The following is a 20,120-nucleotide window of genomic DNA, read 5'->3' as shown; positions in this document are numbered from 1 at the left end:
ATAGCCGTGATAGAATCTTAGGCTATGAAAGATGACAAACCAAAAGTGCAATTCATCGCTATTGCTGATGATTTTGCCGGGCAAAGGATTGATAATTTTCTCCGTGCCCGACTGAAAAACGTGCCCAAAAGTATGATTTACCGGATTTTGCGTAAGGGTGAGGTGCGAGTAAACAAAAAACGGATAAAACCGGAGTACAAACTTCAGGAAGGGGATCTGGTGAGAGTACCGCCTGTGACCTTGCCAGAGAAAGAAGCAGCGGCACCTGTCAGTACCAAACTGGACAAAGTTGCCGAGCTTGAAAATTGCATCATTTATGAAGATGAGCACATGCTTATCCTCAATAAACCGTCAGGTACTGCTGTACACGGTGGCAGCGGCTTGAAATTTGGGGCAATCGAAGCGCTGCGGGCTTTGCGTCCGGATGCGCGCTTTCTGGAGTTAGTGCACAGGATAGACAGAGATACTTCAGGTATTTTGCTGGTAGCAAAGAAACGTTCAGCCCTGCGTAAACTTCAGGAACAGTTCAGGCAGAAAACGGTTCAGAAATATTATTTTGCGTTAGTCATGGGGCAGTGGCCAAAAGAATGCCGTAAAGTCACCGCTCCATTGCTAAAAAACGAAGTCAACAGTATTGTTCGGGTTAATCCAAACGGTAAAGCGTCTGATACACGCTTTAAAGTACTGGAAAGTTTTAAAGAGGCGACGCTGGTGCAGGCCAGCCCGGTTACAGGTCGCACGCACCAGATTCGTGTGCACTGTCAGTACACAGGTCACCCCATCGCCTGGGATGACAGATACGGTGATCCGCGGTTTGATGCGTATACCAAGACGACCGGCCTGAACCGTCTCTTTTTGCATGCAGCAAATATCCAGTTTGAACACCCGCTATCGGGTGAGAAAGTGGAAATCAGTGCTCCCATGGATGCCATGCTCAACAGAACGCTGGAAGCGCTTCGTCAGCGTTAATTGCATTTAAAGGACGTCAATACCCTGTCGGGACAGCATCTCCCGTAAACTGATGAGAGGCAAACCGATCAGGGTATTGGGATCCCGGCCTTCAAGGCGGTCAAACAAGGCGATACCTAAGCCTTCGCTTTTGAAGCTGCCGGCGCACTGTAAAGGTTGTTCACGTTCAACATATCGTTGGATTTCAGCCAGTGACAGGCTGCGAAAATGCACGTGAAAGGGTTCACAAATGACGTCGCTACTGTCAGTCGCTGCGTTATAGACGCACAGACCTGTATAAAAAGTGACTGTCTGACCGCTGGCGGCGGCGAGTTGGGCGCAGGCCTGCTCTGAGGTATGAGGTTTACCCACGATCTTGCCGTTAATGACGCAGACCTGATCCGAGCCGATGATGAGGTGGGACGTATGTTCCTCCCGGCATGCCCTGGCCTTAGCTTCTGCCAGACGCTTTACCAGTACCTCAGCAGATTCATTCGGAAGCGGGGTTTCATCAATATCGGGTGATGCGCAGTCGAACGGTAAACCGAACTTCTCCAGCAGACTGCGACGGAAGGGAGAAGTAGAAGCCAGAAGTAGCGGTTGTTTCATGGTTTGACCCAATGTGTGTAGGTGTGTTCAGTGTGTATTTGCCCGCCAGAGATTGGCGGAGCAATAAGCTGAAATCTACGCTAGTTTTAACTCAGAACCAACCTTATTATACCTGCCGTACCATGGACTTGGACGGGCAAAGAAAACCCCCTGGGGGGAAATGGTCAAAAGCTGGGATTTCGGACACATTTCCTTTGACTCAAACCAATTAGAAGGCTAATATTCGCGCCCTATGCAAAAGGTAAAATTGCCGCTGACGGTAGATCCGGTCCGCGCTGCTCAAAAAAAGCTCGACTATGATGGCATCATCAAAGCCGAGCTTTTAGAGCGTCTGGCTGAATCGGCTTCCAGCGTTTTAAGTGATGCAAACGTCATCTTATCATTTGACTTTGACCAGCGTCATATCGCATTCATGCGTGGGCATGCTGATGTCGATGTGATGTTAACCTGCCAGCGATGTCAGGAAGAATTCCAACACCATTACAGTGTGGATTTCTGTTATAGTCCGCTCCTCAGACCCGAGGAAGCAGATGAGTTTCCGGAAGCTTATGAGCCGGCTGAAGTCGACGAAAATGGTGAGATCAATCTGCTTCAACTCATTGAAGATGAGCTGATTCTGGAGTTGCCGCAAGTGCCAATGCATGATGAAGCTGACTGTTCAGTCTCTGCATCAGGTATGAGCTTCGGTGAGATCCCTGTTGCTGATGAGCGTCCGAATCCGTTTGCAGTATTAAAAAACTTGAGTAAAAGTAATAAGGAGTAGGGTTAATGGCCGTACAAAAGAGCAAAAAATCACGTTCAGCACGTGGTATGCGTCGTTCACACGATGCACTGACTAGCGCTGCTGTATCTGTCGATCAGAACAGCGGTGAAACCCATCTGCGTCACCACGTGACTGCTGACGGTTTTTACCGTGGCCGCAAGGTTATCAACAAATAAGGTTGAACCTTGACTGGTCTAACCGTTGCACTTGATGCAATGGGTGGGGATTTCGGTCCTCAGGTAACAGTGCCTGCCGCCGTGCAGGCACTGTTACAATACCCGTCGCTAACTCTGCTTCTTTTCGGTGATCAAAGTGCAATCACCGCTCAGCTTTCATCGCTCAATTCTACTCATCATCCCCGTTTGACTGTTGTCCACTGCGATCGTGCCATCGCTGATCACACTCGTCCGTCTCAGGCATTACGCCAAAGCCAGGGTTCGTCTATGCGCCGGGCATTGGATGCTGTGGCAGAAGGTGACGCAGATGCCTGTGTCAGCGCAGGGAATACCGGCGCTCTTATGGCTTTGGCTCGCTATACTTTGAAGCAATTACCAGGTGTGGAACGGCCTGCTTTGGTGTCCGCGATCCCCAGCCGCCGCGGCGGTAAAACCTGGTTGCTGGATCTGGGTGCCAATGTGTCTTGCGATGCCGATACCTTGTTTCAGTTTGCGGTAATGGGCTCGGTTTTGGCCGAGCAGGAAATGACAGGCAGACCACCCAGAGTGGCACTGCTGAACATCGGATCTGAAGAAATTAAAGGTAACGATCTCGTAAAACGCTGTGCTTCTATGCTGAGCCGTTCACCGGATGTGCATTACATAGGCTATGTCGAAGGCAATGAGTTGTATGACGGAAAAGCCGACGTGGTTGTCTGTGATGGTTTCGTCGGTAATGTCAGCCTGAAAACCAGTGAAGGGGTTGCTAATCTGTTTATTGAGAGCTTTAAACAGGCGGTCAGCCAGCATCCTATCAAGCGATTGATCGCTAAGTGGCTGTTTAGTGACCTGTTCCGTCAGATACAAAGCCTGAACCCCGACCAGTACAATGGTGCAAGTCTGTTAGGATTGCGCGGTATTGTCGTTAAAAGCCATGGAAGTGCTGACATTGCTGCTTTTACCAATGCAATTGGTGAAGCGGTACATGAAATCAAACGGAAGATACCGGCAAAAATCAGTGACCGTTTGGAACACGTACTACTTGAGAGGCATTTTTAGTCTTCATGTATAGCAGAATATTAGGCACTGGCAGCTATCTGCCAGAGCAGGTTCGTACCAATGCGGATCTGGAGAAAATGGTGGATACCAGCGATGAGTGGATTGTCGCTCGCACCGGTATTCGTGAGCGTCGCATCGCGGCAGAAGACGAAACAGTTGCAGTAATGGGGTATCACGCTGCTAGCCGTGCAATGGAAATGGCTGGTGTAGCGGCTGAAGAGATTGATTTAATTATCGTTGCGACAACGTCAGCCAGCCATGCTTTTCCGTCTGCAGCCTGTCAGGTACAGGGAATGCTTGGCGTCAAAGGTTGCCCGGCATTTGATCTGGCAGCGGCCTGTTCCGGGTTTGTCTATGCCTTGAGCGTGGCGGATCAACATATCAAAACCGGCATGGCGAACAAGGTTCTGGTTATAGGTGCGGACGCACTGTCACATAAGTGCGACCCGAAAGACCGTTCCACCATCATTTTATTTGGTGATGGTGCAGGGGCTGTCGTGCTGGGCGCCAGTGAAGAAGCCGGTATCATTTCTACCCACTTACACGCAGATGGCCATTTTGGCGGTTTGCTCAGTTTGGCTGTCCCTGAACACGGTGAGACATTTGATTGTAATAAATGGCTCTACATGGCTGGCAACGAAGTGTTCAAAGTGGCCGTCACGCAATTGTCGAACTTGGTGACGGATACACTGGCAGCCAACAATATGGAAAAATCCGATTTGGATTGGCTGGTGCCGCATCAGGCCAATTTGCGCATTATTACAGCGACGGCGAAAAAGCTGTCAATGTCGATGGATCAGGTTGTCGTGACTCTGGATAAGCAAGGGAACACGTCAGCTGCAACGGTGCCGGCCGCTCTGGATGAAGCCGTCCGTGATGGTCGTATCAAGCGGGGACAGACACTGTTGCTGGAAGCCTTTGGTGGTGGATTCACCTGGGGTTCGGCACTGGTGAAATTCTGATAGCACCGCACGTTTTTTACTATGAGGCACAGGCGGAATTAATCAATAGCCGCCTGATTACCGCATCAATGATGGCATCTTGGATGCCATTTCTCTTTGTATAAGGATTCTCGAATGTCTAAGTTCGCGATTGTTTTCCCAGGTCAGGGGTCTCAGGCTGTTGGCATGCTGGCTGAACTGGCTGAGCAGTATGACAGCGTACAGCAAACTTTTGCACAAGCATCTGATGCTCTGGGTTATGACCTGTGGGCACTGGTTCAGAACGGTCCGGCCGAAGAACTGAATCAGACCCACCGTACCCAGCCTGCTCTTCTGGCGGCATCTGTGGCTATCTGGCGTGTCTGGCAGCAAGAGGGAGGCGCACAGCCTGCTGTTCTGGCGGGTCACAGCCTGGGTGAATATTCTGCTCTGGTTTGTGCTGGTGTACTGGACTTTAGCGATGCTATTAAGCTGGTTGAGCTACGTGGTCAATTGATGCAGGAAGCGGTGCCTGCAGGTGTGGGTGCCATGTCGGCGATCATTGGTCTGGACAATGACGCTATCGCTAAAGCGTGTGAAGAAGCGGCACAGGGCGAAGTGGTTGCACCGGTTAACTTCAATTCACCGGGGCAGGTTGTTATTGCCGGGCATAAAGCCGCAGTGGAGCGTGCGAACGAGTTGTGTAAAGCCGCAGGTGCGAAACGCGCATTGCCGCTGCCAGTGTCTGTCCCGTCTCATTGTGCGTTGATGAAACCTGCTGCCGATAAGCTGGCCGTCGCACTTGAGTCTGTGACTTTCAATACACCGGCAATTCCTGTGATTAATAATGCGGACGTTGCGACTGAAACCGATCCGGCCGCAATTAAGCTGGCGCTGGTCAAACAGCTATATGGCCCTGTGCGTTGGACCGAATCAGTGGAGCGCATGGCCGCTGAAGGCGTCGAACTGTTACTTGAAGTAGGGCCGGGCAAAGTGCTGACGGGTCTGACTAAGCGCATTGATAAGTCACTGAATGGTGCGGCTGTGAATGATCCAGCCAGTCTGGCAGCGGCTAAATAATCTGACGTTGTCGCGATAGCTGCTTGTCAGTACGCGGCAAACTGAATAATCAGCCTGTAAACAACGACAGGCTATATAAAGAGGAAATAACATGAGCCTGGAAGGTAAAGTTGCTCTGGTCACCGGCGCAAGCCGTGGTATTGGCCGTGCGATCGCAGAAATCCTGGTTGAACGTGGTGCTACCGTAGTCGGCACTGCTACGTCTGAAAGTGGTGCGGAAGCGATTAGCGCCTACCTGGGTGATAAAGGTAAAGGCCTGGCACTGAATGTCACTTCGCAAGAGTCGATCGATGCAGTACTGAAGCAGATCAAAGAAGAATTTGGTGACGTTGATATTCTGGTGAACAACGCCGGTATAACGCGCGATAACCTGCTGATGCGAATGAAAGATGACGAATGGCAGGATATCATCAACACTAATCTGACCTCGATTTTCCGTCTGTCTAAAGCTGTGCTACGTTCAATGATGAAAAAGCGTTATGGACGTATTATCAGCATTGGCTCTGTGGTCGGTACTATGGGTAATGCTGGTCAGGCGAACTATTCAGCGGCAAAAGCCGGTGTGATCGGTTTCACTAAATCCATGGCTCGCGAAGTGGCTTCACGCGGTATCACAGTGAACGCTGTGGCACCTGGTTTTATTGAAACAGATATGACCAAAGCCCTGAATGATGAGCAACGTGCCTCTACTTTGTCTGCCGTGCCTGCGGGACGTTTAGGCGAGCCGCGTGAAATTGCAGCAGCTGTTGCATTTTTGGCTTCTGACGATGCTGGTTACGTTACAGGCGAAACCCTGCACGTTAACGGCGGCATGTACATGATTTAAGCAAAAAAGTTGAAATCTTTTTGGATGCAGGTCAAACTCACGTAGATTTGACGCAGAATCGTGGTTTGACCAGCACCCTGAGTGTTGCAACTTTTACAGTAATGAATAAACTACAGCAAATCGCAATAGCGAACTCTTGTTAAGGAAATAGATTAGTATGAGCAACATCGAAGAACGCGTAAAAAAAATCATCGTTGAGCAGCTGGGCGTAGATGAGTCTGAAGTAAAGAACGAAGCTTCTTTTGTTGACGATCTGGGTGCTGACTCTCTGGATACTGTTGAGCTGGTAATGGCTCTGGAAGAAGAATTCGACACAGAAATTCCAGATGAAGAAGCTGAGAAAATTACTACAGTTCAGGCAGCTATCGACTACGTTGTAAGCGCTTCTGCTGAGTAATCTCAAGAACACTTCCAGGCGGTCTCCATGACCGCCTGATTTTCATTTGTAAATCCTTATTTAATACTTCAGTTCCCGGAGAATAAATCGTGTCTAAGCGTCGCGTAGTTGTAACTGGCATGGGTATGCTGTCGCCGGTTGGCAATACTGTCGAATCTTCATGGAAAGCCTTGTTGGCAGGCCAGAGTGGTATCAGCAATATTGAGCACTTCGATACGAGTGATTTTGCAACCCGTTTTGCTGGCATGGTCAAAGACTTCAATTGCGAAGATTACATGTCAAAGAAAGATGCCCGCAAAATGGATTTGTTCATCCAGTATGGCGTGGCTGCTGGTATTCAGGCGCTGAAAGACTCTGGTATTGAAGTCAGCGAAGACAACGCCAATCGTTTTGGTGTTGCTATCGGTTCAGGCATTGGTGGTATTGGCCTGATTGAAGTCAATCATCAGGCAATGCTTGAAAAGGGTCCGCGTAAAATCAGCCCGTTCTTTGTACCATCCACTATTGTCAACATGATTGCAGGTCACTTGTCTATCATGTACGGCCTGCGCGGTCCAAACATTGCAATTTCTACTGCCTGTACCACAGGTCTGCACAACATTGGTCACGCCGCCCGAATGATTGTATACGGTGATGCAGACATGATGCTGGCTGGTGGTGCAGAAAAAGCCTCAACACCGCTGGGTATGGGAGGCTTTGCTGCGGCGAAGGCTCTGTCTACCCGTAACGATGATCCTCAGGGCGCGTCTCGTCCTTGGGACAAAGATCGTGACGGTTTCGTCTTGGGTGACGGCGCTGGCATGATGGTGTTGGAAGAGTACGAACACGCAAAAGCGCGTGGTGCCAAGATTTATGCTGAGCTGGTTGGCTTTGGTATGAGTGGTGATGCTTATCACATGACCTCGCCAAGTGCTGATGGATCTGGCGGTGCCCTGGCCATGGAAGCGGCTATTCGTGATGCAGCGATTTCGCAAGATCAGATTGGCTATGTAAATGCACACGGTACCTCTACACCGGCTGGTGACGTTGCTGAAACGCTGGGCATCAAACGTGCCTTGGGTGCAGCGGCAGACAAGGTGCTTGTCTCTTCTACTAAGTCAATGACAGGTCACTTGCTGGGCGCAGCAGGTTCTGTGGAATCCATTATTACTGTTATGTCTCTGGTTGATCAGGCGGTACCACCTACCATCAACCTGGAGAATCCAGACGAAGGTTGCGACCTGGACTATGTTCCTGGTGAAGCCCGTCAGGTTTCGATGGAGTACGCCTTGTGTAACTCCTTCGGATTCGGCGGCACGAATGGCTCTTTGCTGTTCAAGAAAATCTAAGTCGATTCTGTTATGCTAGACGGCCCGGTCATCTAACCGGGCCGTTTTTTTATGGGGGTCGCAATGGTGTGGATCAACGATGTTGCAAAGGGCTTTGTGGAACAAGACAAGGTTGATGTGGCTGATCGTGCTTTTCAGTACGGCGACGGTTGTTTTACAACTGTGCTGGTTGAACACAGTGAACCCAGACTTTGGCCTCTGCACCTTGAACGTCTGCAAACGACCCTGAAAAGACTGGACATTGATGCACCAGACTGGTCGCCCCTAACAGATAAGGTGATGTCTCTTGCTAAGGGATATCCTGATAAAGGCGTGATAAAAATACTCATTAGCCGGGGTAGCGGATGCAGAGGCAGAGGCTATAGCCCTGCTGGCTGCCATCAAACCCTGGTCATTATTTCCGACTTTGCCTGGCCATCCTTTTACAAGAGGTGGCAACAGGAAGGTATTGAGTTAGGTGTCTGTCAGCAGCGACTCGGGCTTTCTCCCATGTTAGCCGGTTTAAAGCACCTGAACCGTTTGGAGCAGGTGTTGCTGAAGCAGGAAATCGAAGGGAATGGCTGGCTTGATGCTGTCGTGCTTGATGCGAATGGTCATGTTGCTGAAACCAGCGCCTCCAATATTTTCTGGCGCTGTGGCAATACATTGTATACGCCGACTTTGGATCTGGCTGGGGTGCATGGCTTAATGCGGGCGCATGTTTGTCAACAGGCAAGCGCTTTGGGCTATTGTCTAGAGTTTGTCAAAAGCCCGCTCGACACCTTGCTTTGCGCTGATGAAGTCTTTATTACTAATGCGTTGATGGCCCTGGTGCCGGTCACGAAAATCCAAATGAAAACGTACACTGAACACAGTGCGTTAAAAGCGATAACGAAGAGGTTGTACACGTGCTAAAGAAGCTGGCATTGGTTTTTGTACTGCTGGGGGCCATCCTGGCAGGTGGTGCAGGTTGGACGTATGTGCAGGTAAGAGCAAGTATTGACCAGCCATTGCTAAAAAATACTGAACCATATCTGACGGTCAGACAAGGCTCTACCTTCCGCGGATTGCTTTACCAGCTAATTCAGATGGGATTGATCGCCGATTCTCCCTGGACGCGCTGGATCGGGCGGATCGAACCGCAACTGGCTCAAATTAAAGCGGGCACGTATTCCATTGAGCAGGCGCGCACCCTGCGCGATGTCCTGAAGACAGTGGCCTCGGGCAAAGAGCACCAGTTTGCGATCACCTTGCTGGAGGGAGGCCGTTTTTCCGACTGGCTGGCAGAGCTGGAAAAGGCCCCAATGCTGAAGAACGACACATCCCAGATGACAGAACAGGATATCGCCAAAGCTATCGGCGCCGATGTCGATAAGCTCGAAGGGTATTTGTTACCTGAAACCTATCACTATACCGCGGGTACTTCTGATCTGGCTTTGCTTAAACGCGCTTATAAGCATATGACAGAGCTGCTTGATAATGCCTGGAAAGACAGGGACGATTCGATCCCGCTCAGTAATCCTTACGAAGTCTTGATTATGGCTTCCATTATTGAGAAAGAAACGGCGGTTGATGAAGAGCGGGCTAAAGTGTCTTCTGTCTTCATGAATCGTTTGCACAAAGGGATGCGTCTTCAGACGGACCCGACGGTGATTTATGGCTTAGGAGAGAAATTTGACGGCAATATTCGCAGAAAAGATTTGCGAACACCGACACCTTATAACACCTATACCATAGACGGTTTACCACCTACGCCCATTGCTATGCCAAGCGCGGCCTCGGTCAATGCTGCGGTGAAACCCGCTCAGACCGGCTACTACTATTTTGTGGCAGACGGTAAAGGTGGCCATACTTTCTCAACAACATTGAGCGAGCATAATCGTGCTGTTCGCCATTATCTGAAGATATTAAAACAATAAATGAACGGAAAATTTATCGTCATCGAAGGCCTGGAAGGGGCGGGTAAAAGTACCGCGATTGCCACTGTGCTGGACACGCTCTCGGCACGGGGAATTAACGACATTCAGTCAACCCGTGAACCAGGAGGGACGCCACTGGCCGAACAAATGCGAGCACTGGTGAAAGAAGGGCACCCGGAAGAGCCTCTGACTGATATGGCTGAGCTGCTGTTACTGTATGCGGCGCGTAGTCAGTTGGTTGAAAATGTCATTAAGCCTGCGCTGCGCGCGGGTCATTGGGTAGTGGGGGACCGCCATGATATGTCATCGCAGGCCTATCAGGGCGGTGGCAGGGGATTTGACCCTGAGCTGATGTCGGGGATTAAAACCATGGTGCTTGGCGATTTCGAACCGGATCTGACCATTTACATGGACATTGACCCTGAACTGGGTCTGTCGCGGGCTCGGGGACGCGGGGCTTTAGATCGTATTGAAAAAATGGATCTGTCTTTCTTTGAACGAACCCGGGAGCGGTTTTTAGCACTGTCTCGTAATAATCCCAAAGTGGTGATTATTGATGCCTCCCAATCGCTCGAAGCTGTCACCTCGGATATTCGCCAGCAGTTGAATACCTGGCTGGCTCAGCAGGAGTCAGCATGAGTTATCCCTGGCTGACAACAGTCTGGCAGCAATGGCAGCAGCTTTTGAGTCAGGATCGCTTACATCATGCCATGCTGTTGATATCACCCGCAGGGTGCGCCGGGGATGTACTGATACGTCAGCTGGCAAAAACCGTGCTCTGTCAGAATGGTGTTGAAGAGCCCTGCGGGATCTGCCACAGCTGCCAGCTGTTTGAAGCCGGTACCCATCCAGATTGTCACAGTATCAGCCCGCAGGATGGCAAGGCCATTGGCGTTGATATGGTCCGTCAGTGTAATCACTGGGCGTGGGAAACCTCTCAGCTGGGCGGTAAGCGAGTGGTTTTGATTGAGCAGTCTGAGCATATGGGGGAGGCGGCAGCGAATGCCTTGCTGAAAACACTGGAAGAGCCGCCGGCAAACTGCCAGTTCATCTTAACCGCCACTGAGCTGGATCGCTTACTGCCAACAATTAACAGCAGATGCAACAAGTGGCGTCTGCCTCTGCCATCTGAACAGGATGTTAAGCGCTGGGTTGAAAATAAGCTGATGCAGTCAATCAAACTGGAGGCGGTCCGGCTTAACGGCAATGCGCCCCTGGCGGCCTTAGCATTTATTGAGCAGGGACAGGATATCCGCCATCAGAATCTGCTGGCCGAGTTTCATCAATTTTTGTCTCCCCCCTTTAGTGGCCTGTTTAGTGTGGCTGACAGCTGTATGAAAGATGGCCACTCGAGCCTGAAATGGCTGAGCTATTTTCTGGTTGATTGCCTGAAAGTACGGCAAGGTGCTGAGCAACACTTGATTCATTGTGAATCAGCACCTTTGGTCAGGCAGGTTGCCGGGCTACTTACCACGGCCACATTGCTGGCACAGTTAAAAGGGCTCAATGCCCTGATTCGAGAACTGGAAACCCATCCCGGTCTCAATGATGAATTGTTGATCTCTGACTGGTTGTCAGGCTTTATCAGTGCAACATAAATACACCGAAACGCGAGAGGATATTCAGGTGCTAGTAGATTCCCATTGCCACCTTGATAAATTGAATTACAACGAGCTGCATACTGATGTCGCAGATGTACTGGCAAAAGCTCAGGCTCGGGGGGTAGAGTATTTTCTGTCTGTCGGTGTCACCCTGAACAGTTTCCCTGCCATGATGGAAATGATCGCCCCTTTTGATAATGTGTTTGCATCTTGTGGGGTGCATCCGCTTGATATTGAAGCGGGTTTTGATTATGACCAACTGAGAAAATATGCCAGTGATGACAAAGTTGTCGCTATTGGTGAAACCGGGTTGGATTATCATTACCAACCAGAATTGGCCGAACAGCAGCAGGACATTTTCCGCCAGCATATCCGTTTGGCGATTGAGCTGAACAAGCCGTTGATCATTCACACCCGCATGGCGCGTGAAGATACCATTCGTATTTTGCGTGAAGAAGGTGCTGAGCGCTGTGGTGGTGTACTCCATTGTTTCACGGAAAGCCTGGAAATGGCAGTAGCGGCGATTGAGCTGGGTTTCTATATTTCGATTTCGGGCATTGTGACTTTCAACAAAGCGGCAGAGCTAAAAGATGTGGTGAGCCGTTTGCCTCTGGAGCGGCTATTGGTGGAGACCGATTCGCCCTACTTAGCGCCTGTTCCTTATCGCGGTAAAGAAAATCAGCCTGCTTATGTAAAAGAAGTTGCAGAGTATATAGGCTTACTGAAAGGGGTTTCGGCCGATGAGGTTGCCAGAGTATCGAGTGAAAACTTTTTTCGACTTTTTTCGCAGGCAAAAAGATAAAACTGGAAAAGAGGAGCTCCGGCTCCTTTTTTTTGAACTAATTTTATAACTTTTGCTCTTTTATTTTATTTCCTCTCTCATATCCACTCTTTTCTCAATATTTATCAAATATTTCATAAAATCTTCATTCGTTACATGAAGAAACATGGGATACAAAAGTGAAATATAATTACATCTAAACTAAAGGTCTTGTTTTTAAGCTAAGTGTATGTATTTAAATGACTAAGTTTGTTTTTATTGAGGCTTTTGAGTCAGTTGTTAATTGTGATCTATGCGTCAAACTGAAACTTACTTTCATCTTCGGTTGGCAATATTGATTAATGTCACGTTATATTTAGCGCCGCATTTTATACTTATGCCGAACAATAAAAATGAGCGGTGCTAGCATTATGACTACGGGGGTAGGTCGCTGGAAACCGCTGAAACAAAACAAACATCTCACTCAGGAGCACAATATGTTTAAGAACTTTTTTGCTAACCTGCAGAAGGTCGGTAAGGCGCTGATGCTGCCTGTATCGGTTCTGCCGGTAGCGGGTATTCTGTTAGGTGTGGGGGCCGCTAACTTTAGTTGGTTGCCTGAAGTGGTATCTCACCTGATGGAACAAGCTGGTGGCTCAGTATTTGGCCAGATGGCATTGCTGTTTGCCGTTGGTGTGGCACTGGGCTTTACGAAAAATGACGGTGTAGCCGGTCTGTCTGCTATTGTCGGTTACGGTATCATGGTTGCCACCCTGAAGGTGATGGCCGATGTCATGGGTGTCGATAAAATCGAGACCGGTGTGCTGGGTGGTATCCTGGCTGGTAGTGTGGCGGCCTGGGCGTTCAACCGCTTTTTCAAGATTCAGTTGCCTGAGTACCTGGGTTTCTTCGCGGGCAAACGTGCCGTGCCTATCATTACAGGTTTCCTGTCAATTGCGCTGGGTGTTGTGCTGTCATTCATCTGGCCGCCAATTGGTTCGGCGATTGCAACATTCTCCGACTGGGCTGCCAATCAGAACCCTGTACTGGCGTTCGGTATCTATGGCGTCGTTGAGCGTTCTCTGATCCCATTTGGCCTGCACCACATCTGGAACGTTCCATTCTTCTATGAAGCGGGTTCTTGTGTGACCAATTCCGGTGAAGCAGCTCGTGGTATCATGACTTGTTTCCTGACAGCTGACGATGCTTCCCGTGCCGCAGGTAACGGTTTTGGCCAGCTTGCGGGTGGTTACCTGTTCAAAATGTTTGGTTTGCCAGCGGCAGCGTTTGCTATCGCTCATTGTGCTAAACCTGAAAACCGCGCCAAAGTGATGGGTATCATGGCATCTGCTGCCCTGACATCTTTCCTGACGGGTATTACAGAACCTATTGAGTTCTCATTCCTGTTCATCGCGCCAATCCTGTATGGTATTCACGCTTTGCTGGCGGGTCTGGCATATGTGCTGACCAATGCGCTGGGGGTTGTACACGGCCATACTTTCTCAAACGGTTTCATCGACTTCATCGTTCAGATGCCTCGTGCTGAGAACGTGTGGACACTGGTCATTCTGGGACTGTGTTATGCCGTACTGTATTACGTGGTATTCACTTTTGTTATCCGCGCCCTGAATCTGAAAACACCGGGTCGTGAAGACGAAACGGCAGATGTTGAAACAGCAACGGGTTCTGAGCTGGCCGGTGAACTGGTTGAAGCCTTCGGTGGCAAAGCTAACATCACTAACCTGGATGCCTGTATTACACGTCTGCGTGTCAGCGTGGCTGATACCGAGATCGTTGATCAGGACAAACTGAAACGCCTGGGTGCGGCCGGTGTGGTTGTGGTCTCTGGTGGTGTGCAGGCTATCTTCGGGACTAAGTCTGACAACTTGCGCACAGAAATGGATGAGTGGATTCGCAATCACGCTTAATCTGCGGTGACGGTTTCCTTTTAAACCATAATCAAAGCCTGGCCTGCGCCAGGCTTTTTGCATTCAGGTTTAAAGCGACAGAAAAAACAGCATTAGTACCGGTACCAACAGGCTGAGAATAAATCCGCTGACTATCGCAATCGGCACACAGCGAATGCCGCCGCAGTTCTGGATAATGGGTAAAGTGAAGTCCATTGCTGTTGCGCCGGCATAACCGATGGCAGTGTTGGGAAAGCGTGAAATAACGGCGGGTATCATGGTTAACGCAACCAGCTCCCTCAGCAGCTCATTTAAGAATGATGCTCCTCCGTATACAGGTCCAAGACCATCCCCCATCAAAATACCTGCCAGCGAATACCAGCCGAATCCTGAGGCCATTGCCAGTCCGTGATTCAGGGGAATACCCAACAGCCAGGCGGCGAGTAGCCCGCCAGGTAAAGAGGTCGCAATAATCACTAAAGCGATCAGCATACCTTGCTTGTTGAGCAGAATCTGCCGCAGCGTCATGCCGCTGTTACGCAGCTGGATACCGATTAAAAACAGCAGGAGTAAAAGAATGATTTCACTTGCCTGGTCAACCCAGCTCAAATCCATATTCAGCAACAGTCCAACGACGAGCCCGGCGGCGACGACCAATATCAGCTTGGCTGACTCCAGCAACATTTTTGCTTTTGGAAGCTGCTGGTGGCCATGTTCTGTTTTCAGTGGATAGCGTTTATCAAGCAGCGGCAGTACAAGCAGGTTTGAAGCGCTGATACAGAGGAAGACAGTGATTGTGAATAACAGGATCTGACTGAGATTCTCGCCCAGGTTGTCCAGCCCGGCCAAGCTTAACCCCATCAGCGACAGAATCACCAGTACCAGGCGTGATGTCTGCGCATTAATAAACTGAAGCACTGAGTCTTTTCTGACCGGTATGAGGTAGCCAACGATAAGTGGCAGGAAAATAAATAGCATTCCTGAAAACATGAGTATCCTTACAATACGTTGCCTGTTCTGGCGAAGAAAAACACCCAGATACTGCTTGGTTGTTGCAGTCCTGACAATGAACCATTTTTGTCAATGGGCTGTTAATGAAATCAGAAGCTTATCAGGCTGCTGAATGCAGGGTCAATAGAGCGCTGTGTGTCTACAGCGCTGGAGTGGAGGAGATCAGGCTGGCATGGGGTTACTGACAGATTAAAAACCACTGCTGAGCAACACATGGTTGATTTGGCTGTTAAATTCGTCATCGGGCAAATTGGTCAGGGTAAACATGACTTCTGCGCCAGCCAGGTCCAGTTCAACCTCGTGCTCGTCGATGGCATCATCATTGTTTTTAAAGAGTAATAAATGATTAGCCATGCGGGCGACATCCAGATAAGTGATGTCATCTTCTTTTTTGTGAGCAGGAAAAAAACGCTTATTACAGGCAACTTCAAGGTAATCCTCATCGAAGCCCCAGTGTTTCAGGATATCCAGACTGGATTTGTTACAGCAGTGCTCGAAGACGTATTTGGCAAAATTGATATCCAGAAAATTCCCGCTATCAAGGTAGCTTTGGTATTCATATATCAGACTGAATAAACCAATGTCGGCAAATAATCCGGCCAGCAGGGCTTTCTCAGGCTCAATTTTCAGCTCCGGACGGTATTGCAGCAGGTTCTGGGTAATTAATGCCATGGAACCGGCCAGTTGCTTCGAGCGGCTGGCGCTGTTTATTAACAGAGATTTGCATTCAATATCAAAGCTACTTTGCAGCTTTATGTCCAAGACGGTTTTTGCTGTGATGATATCTCTGACACGGAAAATACCAAGCCGGCTGACAGCGGTTTGAATATCATGGCAGACAATATTACGGCGATTAAACATCATGGTATTAGAGGTTTTTATCACTGTTGCGGCCATACCGGGGTCGTTAAGCAGTATGGTGGCTGCATCACGAACGGTAGAGTCGTCTCTGTTACACAAGGTCTGCAGTTCTGTCAGTACGTCAGGAATAGGCGGCAGCTTCAGACGATTTTCTTTAATCGCGTCCTTCACTAACGCGTGAAACTCTGATTGCAGGCCTGTCAAAATTTTGTCGTTTTCAGGTTTTAACCAGAAAAAAGATACATGCGGCATGAGGGAACGTTAACCTATGAGATTTTGCTTATTTTATCTTGGTCAGATGAGTTGAGTACACCAGACCAGGTGATTTTTGAGAACAATGTAAGGGTTAGTTGATATCGTCATCAAATAACTGGTTATTATCGAGTAGCTTGAGTAAAAAACGAGCAGTGAGGGCGGGGGAATCCTGAGCAATTAATAGCTGTTTATAGTGAACTTCGAGCGGAAGTGATTCAATCCAGCGCTGACATACCCAACTTAAGTCATCGAACTCACTGATTGGATATAAGGCGCCGATTTCGGGCATAGTGGCGAAAAAGAGTTTCAGTTTGTCCACTAAACACTGATGTTTGTCTGTTAAAGGTGTTGGCGGCCATGCTCTGAATGGGAGGTAGTCAGCAATCAGCAGGCGATCACTTTCATGTCTTACCGATAAAATCCGTATTTTGGTTTTACCTTCAACGACAATGCTGAGCAAGCCATTAGTTAACGCGTTAAAATCGACCACCCGGACTTTGGTTGCGATAGCGGGAATACGGGTAATGGTTTCGTCGTCATCCTCTTCTTCACTGCGCATGCATAATGCAAAGTCACGTTGTCCTTCAATCGACTCTTTCAGCATTCGCTGGTAACGCTGTTCTGCAATGGTGATTTCCAGTTTGCCTTCAGGTAACACATGGTTGGCAGAAGGAAACAGGGCAATATCAGGCATATTTCTCTCGTCCTTTCTCCCTTTACTCTTTTAACCTTAGTCGTTATCACAGTGTAAAACGATCTGCCGTAGCGGAAAATGACATAGTATTCGCCATTAATCCTTATTGATATAACACTTTAATTGCCTGAAATTGCATTCATTTTTTCTTAATAATTTGCTCTGAATCTCACTTTTATCTGTACTTTGTTTCATATGTGGAATTTGCAATTTCAGTGTGACATCGTTGCATATGATAGTTGGCGTTGGTTTTAGATCGACAAAGAAGAATAAATTTAGGAATTATGTTATGTCGATTACAAAAGAAACATTCATAAATTACCTGGATACCTTTGTACCGAATGAACAGCGTTCTATGTTTGGCGGGACAGGTATCTTCGTTCAGGGGGCCATGTATGCTCTGCTGTCGAATGAAAAGCTTTATATTCGTGGAGGAGAGAAGCTGGATCAGCAACTGCTCGAATTGGGCTGCCACAAGTTCAAACATGTGAAGCGCAGTACGGTGGCAGTCGTGAATTATTACGATATTTCACCTCTTTACTCGTCCCGGTTATCGCTTTGTAATGAGCTTATTCAAAGCTCAATCGCGATAGCATTGCAGGAAAAAACAGTCAAAGGAGCATCCCGTAACAAGCGGTTGCGTGATCTTCCGAACTTGCGTTTGACCCTCGAAAGGATGATGAAGAAATCCGGTATTGATGATGTAGAGGTTTTTCATCAGATGGGAGCGGTGGATGCGTATCTGCAGGTAAAACAGACGCAGGGGAAAAATGTTGATCAGAAACTGCTGTGGATGTTTGCAGGAGCCATCCAAGGTTGCCATTGGACATTGCTGAATGAGTCGCATAAAAATGTGTTATTGCAGCAACTCGAACAGAAAAAGCAACATTTCAAACCTCCGCGTGGTATTGAGCAACATCCTTGTGATCTTATCTGATTGATAATTAATGAAAAGGACTTGTTATTGCCTTAAGTCCTGAGGCTAGTGGTAAAGTCTTTCGCAGAAAATAAATCCGGGTGTGTGCAAACCACCCGGATTTATTATGTTCAGCGCAGCAATGATGCAGGACGGGGTCTTTATTTTGTCAGTGTCATCTATCTTTAAATAGTGAAGATGGGGTTAACCTGAGTTGCGGTGAAGATGTGAGAGATGAATGACCTGATCAGGGTTGGGTATATGGCCTGCTGGCTCAGTTGCAGTCCTGTATGGGCTGCGGGTTTTGCTGAACAGCGCGAACAATATAATGACTGCATACTTGAGTATGTTTCTGCCGCTGAGGAGGCGGCGGCAATTACCTGGCTGACCAATGCCTGTCGTGAACTTTATCTGGATAATATTCTGCTGACAGAGAAAGACAAACAATACTACCAGTGCCTGCTCGAATTCATGCCGAAATCGAGCAGGCTTGAAGCCACATTAAGTATCAAGCAGGCCTGTCAGGACAGACACCGCTCTTTCTTACGCTGATCAGGCCTCTGAGCGTTTTGTCTGGCTCAGCAAGAACAGCAAGGCAGCAGAGACGACCACGGATGGGCCTGCCGGGGTGTCGTAATGCCATGACAGTAACAAACCGAGCACCACAGCAATGCAGCCCAGCACTGCGGCAATGACTGCCATACTTTCAGGACTTTGCGCAAAGCGGCGCGCTGTGGCTGCCGGTATGATAAGTAACGATGTGATAATCAGTGCGCCGACAAATTTCATTGCGACTGCTATCACCATGCCGACCATCAACATCAGTAATAAGCGCATCAGATCGACGTTAACCCCTTCAACCTGTGCAAGATCTTCATTGACTGTCATCGACAGCAGCGGGCGCCATAATGCAATCAAAGCCCCCATGACCAGGGCACCGCCAGCATAAATCCATATCAGATCATTGGTTGTCACCGCCAGCAAATCGCCAAAAAGATAAGCCATCAAATCGATGCGGACATGATCCATGAAACTGATGGCAACTAAGCCTAACGACAGCGCACTGTGGGCGAGAATGCCCAGTAACGTGTCAGTGGCGATATAACGTTGCTTTTGTAAACTGACCAGAATGACTGCCAGGGTCAGACAGCAGATGACTAAAGCAAGGTTGAGGTTGATATTAAACAAGAAGCCGAGTGCTATGCCCAGTAATGAGGCATGAGACAGTGTATCGCCAAAGTAGGCCATTTTACGCCAGACAACAAAGGAGCCCAGAGGCCCGGCTAACATAGCGATGCCAATGCCTGCGGCAAAGGCGGGTAGCATAAATTCAAGCATTGTGTTTTCCGTGCTGGCATGGACCTACCAGGCTACCGCCCAGATCGTGTTCGTGATTGTGATGATGGTGATAGAGAGCAAGCTGCTCACTTTGCTGTGTGCCAAAGAGCGCCACATAAGAAGGGTGGCAGGTAATCGACTCCGGTTCACCTGAACAGCAGACATGGTGCTGCAGGCAGATGACATGATCGGTTTTAGCCATAACCAGATGAAGATCATGAGAAACCATCATTATCGCGCAGTTCAGTTTATCTCTGAGTGATTGAATTAAACTGTAGAGTTCAAGCTGACCATTGACATCGACGCCTTGTACCGGCTCATCAAGTACCAGCAAGTCTGGGTTTTGCAAAAGTGCGCGAGACAGAAGCACTCTTTGCGTTTCACCGCCCGACAAGCTGTGCATGTTACTGTGTATCAGGTGTGCGCTGCTTGCCAGCGCCAGCGCATCCAGACGTTGCTGAGCGCTGTATCGCCCGCCAAGGGCCATAAAACGGTCAACGGTAAGGGGCAGCGTGTCGTTGAGCTGCAGTTTTTGCGGTACGTAGCCAATGCGTAGTCCAGGTGAGCGAATGACTTTGCCAGATGTGGGCTTGCGCAAGCCGGTTATGACTTTCACCAGCGTGGACTTGCCTGCCCCGTTCGGACCTATAAGCGTCGTGATCTGGCCTCGTTCAAGCTGGAGTGAAACCTGATCAAGGATGTGGCGGCCTGAAGCAGTAACAGTCACATTCTGAAGTTCTACCAAAGGTTTGGTGGACATTATACTGGCCATAAATGGGTGTGAATCTCGTTGC

Annotated in this window: 23 protein-coding genes; 17 read left to right on the top strand and 6 right to left on the bottom strand. The window is 48.9% G+C overall.

What is annotated here, in order from left to right; genetic code table 11:
* The first annotated feature begins 24 nt into the window (after positions 1-24).
* A complete protein-coding gene (gene rluC / locus D6M16_RS07765) occupies positions 25-969 on the top strand; it encodes a 23S rRNA pseudouridine(955/2504/2580) synthase RluC (protein WP_120511302.1) in 945 nt (314 codons plus the stop codon).
* Positions 970-975: 6 nt separating this feature from the next.
* On the opposite strand, the gene D6M16_RS07760 is transcribed toward rluC, so the two are convergent.
* On the bottom strand, positions 976-1,557 hold the full coding sequence (locus D6M16_RS07760; protein WP_120511301.1) for a Maf family protein: 582 nt from the start codon (positions 1,555-1,557) through the stop codon (positions 976-978).
* A gap of 232 nt (positions 1,558-1,789) precedes the next feature.
* Here D6M16_RS07760 and yceD point away from each other — a divergent pair, with 232 nt between their 5' ends.
* The 14 genes from yceD to ptsG all read left to right on the top strand — a co-directional run bounded on the left by yceD (position 1,790) and on the right by ptsG (position 14,272).
* On the top strand, positions 1,790-2,320 hold the full coding sequence (gene yceD / locus D6M16_RS07755; RefSeq protein WP_120511300.1) for a 23S rRNA accumulation protein YceD: 531 nt from the start codon (positions 1,790-1,792) through the stop codon (positions 2,318-2,320).
* Positions 2,321-2,325: 5 nt separating this feature from the next.
* Complete coding sequence (gene rpmF / locus D6M16_RS07750; protein ID WP_027253512.1) at positions 2,326-2,496, top strand: 50S ribosomal protein L32; 171 nt, start codon at positions 2,326-2,328, stop codon at positions 2,494-2,496.
* A gap of 9 nt (positions 2,497-2,505) precedes the next feature.
* Complete coding sequence (plsX, locus tag D6M16_RS07745) at positions 2,506-3,534, top strand: phosphate acyltransferase PlsX (protein ID WP_120511299.1); 1,029 nt, start codon at positions 2,506-2,508, stop codon at positions 3,532-3,534.
* Between the two features lie 5 nt (positions 3,535-3,539).
* A complete protein-coding gene (locus D6M16_RS07740) occupies positions 3,540-4,496 on the top strand; it encodes a beta-ketoacyl-ACP synthase III (RefSeq protein WP_120511298.1) in 957 nt (318 codons plus the stop codon).
* A 114-nt stretch (positions 4,497-4,610) separates the two neighbouring features.
* Entirely contained in the window at positions 4,611-5,534 is a 924-nt protein-coding gene (gene fabD / locus D6M16_RS07735) for an ACP S-malonyltransferase (RefSeq protein WP_120511297.1), read from the top strand.
* Positions 5,535-5,625: 91 nt separating this feature from the next.
* A complete protein-coding gene (gene fabG, locus D6M16_RS07730) occupies positions 5,626-6,360 on the top strand; it encodes a 3-oxoacyl-ACP reductase FabG (protein WP_027253508.1) in 735 nt (244 codons plus the stop codon).
* Positions 6,361-6,517: 157 nt separating this feature from the next.
* Complete coding sequence (acpP, locus tag D6M16_RS07725) at positions 6,518-6,757, top strand: acyl carrier protein (RefSeq protein ID WP_027253507.1); 240 nt, start codon at positions 6,518-6,520, stop codon at positions 6,755-6,757.
* A gap of 89 nt (positions 6,758-6,846) precedes the next feature.
* Complete coding sequence (gene fabF / locus D6M16_RS07720; RefSeq protein WP_120511296.1) at positions 6,847-8,085, top strand: beta-ketoacyl-ACP synthase II; 1,239 nt, start codon at positions 6,847-6,849, stop codon at positions 8,083-8,085.
* A gap of 63 nt (positions 8,086-8,148) precedes the next feature.
* Positions 8,149-8,979, top strand: coding sequence for an aminodeoxychorismate lyase (gene pabC / locus D6M16_RS07715; protein ID WP_120511295.1), 831 nt, complete (start codon positions 8,149-8,151; stop codon positions 8,977-8,979).
* A complete protein-coding gene (gene mltG, locus D6M16_RS07710; RefSeq protein ID WP_120511294.1) occupies positions 8,973-9,983 on the top strand; it encodes an endolytic transglycosylase MltG in 1,011 nt (336 codons plus the stop codon). The genes pabC and mltG overlap by 7 nt, the downstream gene beginning before the upstream one ends.
* Positions 9,984-10,622, top strand: coding sequence for a dTMP kinase (gene tmk, locus D6M16_RS07705; protein WP_120511293.1), 639 nt, complete (start codon positions 9,984-9,986; stop codon positions 10,620-10,622). It abuts the gene before it with no gap.
* A complete protein-coding gene (gene holB / locus D6M16_RS07700; RefSeq protein WP_120511292.1) occupies positions 10,619-11,581 on the top strand; it encodes a DNA polymerase III subunit delta' in 963 nt (320 codons plus the stop codon). The genes tmk and holB overlap by 4 nt, the downstream gene beginning before the upstream one ends.
* A gap of 28 nt (positions 11,582-11,609) precedes the next feature.
* Positions 11,610-12,386, top strand: coding sequence for a TatD family hydrolase (locus D6M16_RS07695; protein ID WP_120511917.1), 777 nt, complete (start codon positions 11,610-11,612; stop codon positions 12,384-12,386).
* 455 nt (positions 12,387-12,841) lie between these two features.
* The gene (ptsG, locus tag D6M16_RS07690) at positions 12,842-14,272 is read left to right on the top strand and encodes a PTS glucose transporter subunit IIBC (RefSeq protein ID WP_120511291.1); all 1,431 of its coding nucleotides are present in this window, start codon (positions 12,842-12,844) and stop codon (positions 14,270-14,272) included.
* 69 nt (positions 14,273-14,341) lie between these two features.
* On the opposite strand, the gene D6M16_RS07685 is transcribed toward ptsG, so the two are convergent.
* The 3 genes from D6M16_RS07685 to D6M16_RS07675 all read right to left on the bottom strand — a co-directional run bounded on the left by D6M16_RS07685 (position 14,342) and on the right by D6M16_RS07675 (position 17,072).
* On the bottom strand, positions 14,342-15,241 hold the full coding sequence (locus D6M16_RS07685; RefSeq protein ID WP_120511290.1) for a LysO family transporter: 900 nt from the start codon (positions 15,239-15,241) through the stop codon (positions 14,342-14,344).
* A gap of 210 nt (positions 15,242-15,451) precedes the next feature.
* Complete coding sequence (locus D6M16_RS07680; protein ID WP_120511289.1) at positions 15,452-16,375, bottom strand: HDOD domain-containing protein; 924 nt, start codon at positions 16,373-16,375, stop codon at positions 15,452-15,454.
* Positions 16,376-16,469: 94 nt separating this feature from the next.
* Positions 16,470-17,072 (bottom strand): LON peptidase substrate-binding domain-containing protein, encoded by a 603-nt coding sequence (locus D6M16_RS07675; protein WP_120511288.1) that lies wholly within the window; start codon positions 17,070-17,072, stop codon positions 16,470-16,472.
* A 289-nt stretch (positions 17,073-17,361) separates the two neighbouring features.
* On the opposite strand from D6M16_RS07675, the gene D6M16_RS07670 reads away from it, so the two are divergent.
* Positions 17,362-18,009, top strand: a complete 648-nt coding sequence (locus D6M16_RS07670; RefSeq protein ID WP_120511287.1) for a TfoX/Sxy family DNA transformation protein — start codon at positions 17,362-17,364, stop codon at positions 18,007-18,009.
* Positions 18,010-18,222: 213 nt separating this feature from the next.
* Positions 18,223-18,540: a VF_A0006 family four-cysteine protein gene (locus D6M16_RS07665; protein WP_120511286.1), complete on the top strand. Its 318-nt coding sequence runs from the start codon at positions 18,223-18,225 to the stop codon at positions 18,538-18,540.
* Here the strand turns inward: D6M16_RS07665 and znuB are convergent, their stop codons facing one another.
* Both znuB and znuC read right to left on the bottom strand, forming a co-directional pair.
* Entirely contained in the window at positions 18,541-19,326 is a 786-nt protein-coding gene (gene znuB / locus D6M16_RS07660; protein ID WP_120511285.1) for a zinc ABC transporter permease subunit ZnuB, read from the bottom strand.
* Positions 19,319-20,086, bottom strand: coding sequence for a zinc ABC transporter ATP-binding protein ZnuC (gene znuC / locus D6M16_RS07655; protein ID WP_120511916.1), 768 nt, complete (start codon positions 20,084-20,086; stop codon positions 19,319-19,321). Before znuC ends, znuB begins: the two co-directional genes overlap by 8 nt.
* Between the last annotated feature and the right edge of the window lie 34 nt (positions 20,087-20,120).

Source organism: Photobacterium salinisoli, from assembly GCF_003614885.1.
Classification (GTDB): Bacteria; Pseudomonadota; Gammaproteobacteria; order Enterobacterales; family Vibrionaceae; genus Photobacterium; species Photobacterium salinisoli.
The sequence above is the reverse complement of the archived record's forward strand: the minus strand, read 5'-3'. Positions and strand labels throughout refer to the sequence as shown.

What these genes read in the sequence shown, in the direction of transcription:
- znuC (WP_120511916.1), bottom strand. Translation starts at nt 20,086, where the DNA reads ATGTCCACCAAACCTTTGGTAGAACTTCAGAATGTGACTGTTACTGCT.
- D6M16_RS07760 (WP_120511301.1), bottom strand. Translation starts at nt 1,557, where the DNA reads ATGAAACAACCGCTACTTCTGGCTTCTACTTCTCCCTTCCGTCGCAGT.
- yceD (WP_120511300.1), top strand. Translation starts at nt 1,790, where the DNA reads ATGCAAAAGGTAAAATTGCCGCTGACGGTAGATCCGGTCCGCGCTGCT.
- D6M16_RS07685 (WP_120511290.1), bottom strand. Translation starts at nt 15,241, where the DNA reads ATGTTTTCAGGAATGCTATTTATTTTCCTGCCACTTATCGTTGGCTAC.
- tmk (WP_120511293.1), top strand. Translation starts at nt 9,984, where the DNA reads ATGAACGGAAAATTTATCGTCATCGAAGGCCTGGAAGGGGCGGGTAAA.
- ptsG (WP_120511291.1), top strand. Translation starts at nt 12,842, where the DNA reads ATGTTTAAGAACTTTTTTGCTAACCTGCAGAAGGTCGGTAAGGCGCTG.
- fabD (WP_120511297.1), top strand. Translation starts at nt 4,611, where the DNA reads ATGTCTAAGTTCGCGATTGTTTTCCCAGGTCAGGGGTCTCAGGCTGTT.
- D6M16_RS07670 (WP_120511287.1), top strand. Translation starts at nt 17,362, where the DNA reads ATGTCGATTACAAAAGAAACATTCATAAATTACCTGGATACCTTTGTA.
- holB (WP_120511292.1), top strand. Translation starts at nt 10,619, where the DNA reads ATGAGTTATCCCTGGCTGACAACAGTCTGGCAGCAATGGCAGCAGCTT.
- rluC (WP_120511302.1), top strand. Translation starts at nt 25, where the DNA reads ATGAAAGATGACAAACCAAAAGTGCAATTCATCGCTATTGCTGATGAT.
- D6M16_RS07740 (WP_120511298.1), top strand. Translation starts at nt 3,540, where the DNA reads ATGTATAGCAGAATATTAGGCACTGGCAGCTATCTGCCAGAGCAGGTT.
- znuB (WP_120511285.1), bottom strand. Translation starts at nt 19,326, where the DNA reads ATGCTTGAATTTATGCTACCCGCCTTTGCCGCAGGCATTGGCATCGCT.
- pabC (WP_120511295.1), top strand. Translation starts at nt 8,149, where the DNA reads ATGGTGTGGATCAACGATGTTGCAAAGGGCTTTGTGGAACAAGACAAG.
- D6M16_RS07680 (WP_120511289.1), bottom strand. Translation starts at nt 16,375, where the DNA reads ATGCCGCATGTATCTTTTTTCTGGTTAAAACCTGAAAACGACAAAATT.
- D6M16_RS07675 (WP_120511288.1), bottom strand. Translation starts at nt 17,072, where the DNA reads ATGCCTGATATTGCCCTGTTTCCTTCTGCCAACCATGTGTTACCTGAA.
- fabG (WP_027253508.1), top strand. Translation starts at nt 5,626, where the DNA reads ATGAGCCTGGAAGGTAAAGTTGCTCTGGTCACCGGCGCAAGCCGTGGT.
- D6M16_RS07665 (WP_120511286.1), top strand. Translation starts at nt 18,223, where the DNA reads ATGAATGACCTGATCAGGGTTGGGTATATGGCCTGCTGGCTCAGTTGC.
- acpP (WP_027253507.1), top strand. Translation starts at nt 6,518, where the DNA reads ATGAGCAACATCGAAGAACGCGTAAAAAAAATCATCGTTGAGCAGCTG.
- rpmF (WP_027253512.1), top strand. Translation starts at nt 2,326, where the DNA reads ATGGCCGTACAAAAGAGCAAAAAATCACGTTCAGCACGTGGTATGCGT.